Genomic DNA, 4,432 nt, shown 5'->3' on the forward strand with positions numbered 1-4,432 from the left:
GGGGGGCGGGGGGGGGGGGGGGGGGGGCGGAGGGATCGTATTGCCGCTGTTGCTGGTGCGCCAGCGTCTGGCCGGCCAGCGTCCAGCCGATAGTGCCATTGCGCAGGGCATGGACCGGGTTTGGCACGCCGGCGTTGATCAGCGACTGGGTGCCGATGATGCTGCGGGTGCGTCCGGCGCAGTTGACGATAACCGGCGTCTGCGGGGAGGGCGTCAGGCTCTCTACCCGCAGGGCCAGCTCGCCGCCGGGCACGCTGATGCTGCCGGGGATGCTCATGGTCTGGTACTCATCGAAGCGCCGGGCGTCGACGATCACCACCTCCTGCCGGCTGTCGATGAGCGCCTGAACCTCCTGGGCGCTGAGCGACGGTGTGTGACGCACGCTTTCCACCAGCTCGCCAAAGGCTTTACTGGCGGAGTTGACGTCCTGAAACAGCTCGCCGCCGCTGCGGCGCCAGCCGGCGAGACCCTCGGCCAGCAGGGCCACATCCTGATAGCCCCAGGACCGCAGCCGTTCGACGGCGATCTCCGCCAGACCCTCGCCGTTGTCGTAGACGGTGAGCGGGGTGGTGAAGCGCGGTATCCGCCGGCGGACCTCGAGCTCCAGTTTGCTGAGCGGCAGATTGACGGCAAACAGCGGATGAGCGGTGGCGAAATCGGCCTCTTCACGGACGTCGATCAGCGCCAGTTCACGACGGTCGAGCAGCGCCTGGCGGATCCCGGCGGCCTGGCGATAAGCGTAGGTGGACATAGTGGTTATCCTTGATGTTCGCGGGAGGAATCCCAGATATTGGGTAAATGGCGGTTAGAGTAGCCGGAGATAAACGGTTTCTGCTGCCCTTCCGGGGTATACACGGCGCGCTTCACCGCGCCGATATTGCCGCCGTAGACATGAATACTGATAGAGACGCGATCCGCCAGCGCATTGCTGACGCGATGAATATCGCCATCGTCAGCGGAGACTTTCTCCACCTGGCCTGCTTCCAGAAGCGTGGCGGCGCCCAGCGCGCGCGGGATGCCATCGGCATCCAGCTGGTAGCGCTGGTTTTCCTCCGCGCCGCGCAGCATCCCAATGGCCCCCCACACCCGGTGGTCATGGATCGGCGTCGCTTGCCCCGGTCCCCAGACGAAGCTGACAATCGAGAAGCGCTCCCCGGAGTCGGCATGCAGCAGATACTGCTGGTAATGGTGCGGATGCGGCAGGGTGTACTCTTCCGGCAGCCAGTCGTCGTAACGCACCAGCGCCGCCAGCCGCTGCGCCACGGCGTCAAGCAGCGGGGCGGTCTGGTGGTGTTCGCGGTGCAGGCGGTCTACCTCATGAATGAAATGGCGTAATTTTTCCAGTCGTGGTGCAGTCATGTGCGGTTCCTGTCAGAGGGACTGGTCAAAACGCTAACAGAGGCGTTAATATTATTTAAATGCAATTTACGCATATATTAATATGCAAATTTCACATAAGGTTCCTATGCGCATTGACGATATCGACGCTTTGCTGGCCACGGTGCAGTTTTCCTCCCTCAATCAGGCCGCGGAATATCTGGGGATCACCCAGTCGGCCATCACCCGGCGCCTGCAGCGTCTGGAACAGGAGCTGAACGTCACGCTGTTAGAGCGCCAGACCCGCCCGCTGACCCTGACCGCCGCCGGACACCGGGTGTACGAGCAGTGTCTGAGCATTAAGCGTGAGACGAAAAAACTCTACAGCCTGTTGGATCCGCAAGGCGAGCCGCGCGGCGCGCTGCGTCTCGGCGTGCCGCAGAGTCTCAGCGAGATTGCCCTGCCGGCGGCGCTGTCGGCGCTGAGCCAGCAGTTTCCCGGACTGTCGCCGCAGATCACCTGCGGCTGGAGCGGACAGCTGCAGCGCCGGCTGGAAAACGGCGAGCTGGACGGCATGCTGGCGATGGGGCCCGCCCAGCAAAGCTTCGCCGAGGGCTACAGCGGGCGCCTGCTGTGTCCCCTGGAGGTGGTGCCGATCGTCGGCCGGCGTTTGAATTTGCGCGCGTCATCCCTGCGGGAGTGCGCCGAACGGGGCTGGATCCTTAACCCCGACGGCTGTGGCCTGCGCGCCGGGCTCATTCGCGAGCTGCAGAGCCAGGGATTGCGGTTGACGCTCAACGTCGAGAGCGCGGGCGCGCAGTTACAGATAGCGCTGGTGGCGCAGGGGCTGGGGCTGGGTCTGGTGCCGAGGGCGGCGCTGGCCAGCAGCCCGTGGCGGGATGAGGTCGCGGTCCTCAGCCTCAGCGATTTTCAGCCTGCGGTCTCACTGTGGCTGATCCACGCCCAGTATCTGGCGAACCTGCAGCCGCCGCTGACCTTTTTTGCCAGCAAAGTGGTTCAGCAGCTGACCGTATCCGACTGAAAGCACTATGCATTTTTGTTTAATGCTAATTAAGCATATTAAGATATGATAAAAATGCATTTTGCTCATTAACACGCTCTGTATAGGGTAATGACCAGCGCCGCTGTCGCGGCCACTCCATTACCCTGACGCAAGGAGTTGTTCATGAGCATTCAGTTTCTCGGCATGATTGGCCACCGCCTCTCTTCCGAAACGATTGCCCCGGTGGGGCCGATCTTTGACCGCGACTATATCGTTCGCTTTGCGCAAACCCATGAAGCCGCCGGGTTTGATCGTCTGCTGGTCGGCCACTGGTCCGATCAACCCGACGGCTTTCTGGTGACGGCCCTGGCGGGACTGTCGACGCAGAAAATTCAGTACCTGCTGGCCCATCGTCCCGGTTTTGTTTCCCCAACCCTTGCCGCGCGCAAATTCGCTACCCTTGAGCACCTGCTGGGGGGCCGCTTGGCGGTGCATATCATCAGCGGCGGCAACGATGCCGAGCAGCGCCGGGATGGCGATTATCTCGACCACGACCAGCGCTACGCTCGCACCGACGCCTTCCTCGACATCGTGCGCCAGGTGTGGACCAGCGAGCAGCCGGTGGATATTCACAACGATTTCTATCAGGCCGAGCAGGCCTGGTCCGCCATTCGCCCGCTGCAAAAATCGCATCTTCCCATCTACTTCGGCGGCTCGTCGGAAGCGGCCATCGCCGTCGCCGGCAAACATGCCGACGTCTTCGCGCTGTGGGGCGAGTCGCTGGCGCAAACCGGCGAGACCATCCAGCGCGTACGCGCCGAAGCGGCGAAACACCAGCGTGATATCGGCTTCAGCGTCTCGTTCCGGCCGATTATCGCCGACAGCGAAGCCGAAGCCTGGGAGAAAGCCGAGCATATCCTGCACGTCGCCACCGAGCAGGCGGCGCAGCGCGGGGGCGGGTTCAAAGCCAAACCGGACAGCATCGGCGCCCAGCGGCTGCGGGCTACCGCGGCGCAGGGCAGAGTGGTGGACAAACGCCTGTGGACCGGCATCGCCCAGCTGGTGGGCGGCGGACATAACTCCACCGCGCTGGTGGGCACCCCGGAGCAGGTGGCGGATGCGCTGCTCGACTACTACGACCTCGGGGTGCGTAACTTCCTGATCCGCGGCTTCGATCCGCTGAACGACGCGGCCGACTATGGCCGGGCGCTGCTGCCGATCGCCCGGGAAAAAGCCGCGCGGCGTGCGGTGGCGGAGCGCGCATCGTGATCCATCCTGAGCGCGACGACTGGGCCCGGCAGCTGACGGCGCTTCGCCAGCAGATTGCGGAGCAGGCGGCCAGCCTTGACGCCAGCGGCGAGTTTCCCTGGCGTAATATCGACCATCTGCGTGCGGGGGGCTGGTTAAGTCTCGCCGTGCCGCCATCCTGCGGCGGCGCGGGCGCCAGTCTGGCCCAGCTGCAGCAGGTCATCGCCGCCATCGCCTGGGGAGAGCCGGCGACAGCGCTGATCGTCTGCATGCAGTATCTCCACCATTTGCGGATGGCGGAAAACGACGCCTGGCACGCGCCGCTGCGCCAGCAGGTTTTTCACGATGCTGTCGAACACGGTGGCCTCATCAACAGCCTGCGCGTCGAGCCGGAGCTGGGCTCCCCGGCGCGGGGCGGCCTGCCGGACACCGTGGCGACCCGTCGCGCGGAGGGCTGGGACATCAGCGGCCATAAAATTTATACCACCGGCATTGAAGGGCTGCGCTGGCTGGCGGTGTGGGCCAGAAGCGATGATAACCCGCCGCTGGTGGGTACCTGGCTGGTGCCTGGCGACAGCCCGGGTATCACGGTGGTGAAGAGCTGGGATCACGCCGGGATGCGGGCCACCGGCAGCCATGAAGTTATTTTTAACCACGTGCGGGTGGCGGCAGAGCACGCGGTGGATGTCTGGCCGACCGATGCGCCACCCGCCGCCCAGGCCGAACCGTTTCGCCTGTTCGCCAACCGGCAGACGGCGCTGCTGGCGGCGATCTATGACAGCATTGCCCACGCCGCTCACGACTGGCTGGTGAGGTGGCTGGCGGGGCGGGGGGGCCCCCCGCCCCGCCCCCCCCCCCCCCCCC

General features: G+C 64.7%; 3 protein-coding genes and 2 pseudogenes. 3 read left to right on the forward strand and 2 right to left on the reverse strand.

Annotated elements, in window-relative coordinates:
• Positions 1-751: pseudogene (locus HMPREF9538_RS04400) on the reverse strand (rhodanese-like domain-containing protein); the annotation flags it as partial.
• Positions 752-756: 5 nt separating this feature from the next.
• On the reverse strand, positions 757-1,359 hold the full coding sequence (locus tag HMPREF9538_RS04395; RefSeq protein WP_002908526.1) for a cysteine dioxygenase: 603 nt from the start codon (positions 1,357-1,359) through the stop codon (positions 757-759).
• 106 nt (positions 1,360-1,465) lie between these two features.
• On the opposite strand from HMPREF9538_RS04395, the gene HMPREF9538_RS04390 reads away from it, so the two are divergent.
• The 3 genes and pseudogenes from HMPREF9538_RS04390 to HMPREF9538_RS28930 all read left to right on the forward strand — a co-directional run.
• Positions 1,466-2,359 (forward strand): LysR family transcriptional regulator, encoded by an 894-nt coding sequence (locus HMPREF9538_RS04390; RefSeq protein ID WP_004151833.1) that lies wholly within the window; start codon positions 1,466-1,468, stop codon positions 2,357-2,359.
• A 144-nt stretch (positions 2,360-2,503) separates the two neighbouring features.
• Positions 2,504-3,599: pseudogene (locus HMPREF9538_RS04385) on the forward strand (LLM class flavin-dependent oxidoreductase).
• Positions 3,586-4,432: acyl-CoA dehydrogenase family protein (locus HMPREF9538_RS28930; RefSeq protein WP_009486097.1), on the forward strand; the 847-nt coding region annotated here is incomplete at its 3' end. The pseudogene HMPREF9538_RS04385 and the gene HMPREF9538_RS28930, both read left to right, overlap by 14 nt.

Origin of the sequence: Klebsiella sp. MS 92-3, from assembly GCF_000195655.1 — a bacterium.
GTDB lineage: Bacteria > Pseudomonadota > Gammaproteobacteria > Enterobacterales > Enterobacteriaceae > Klebsiella > Klebsiella pneumoniae.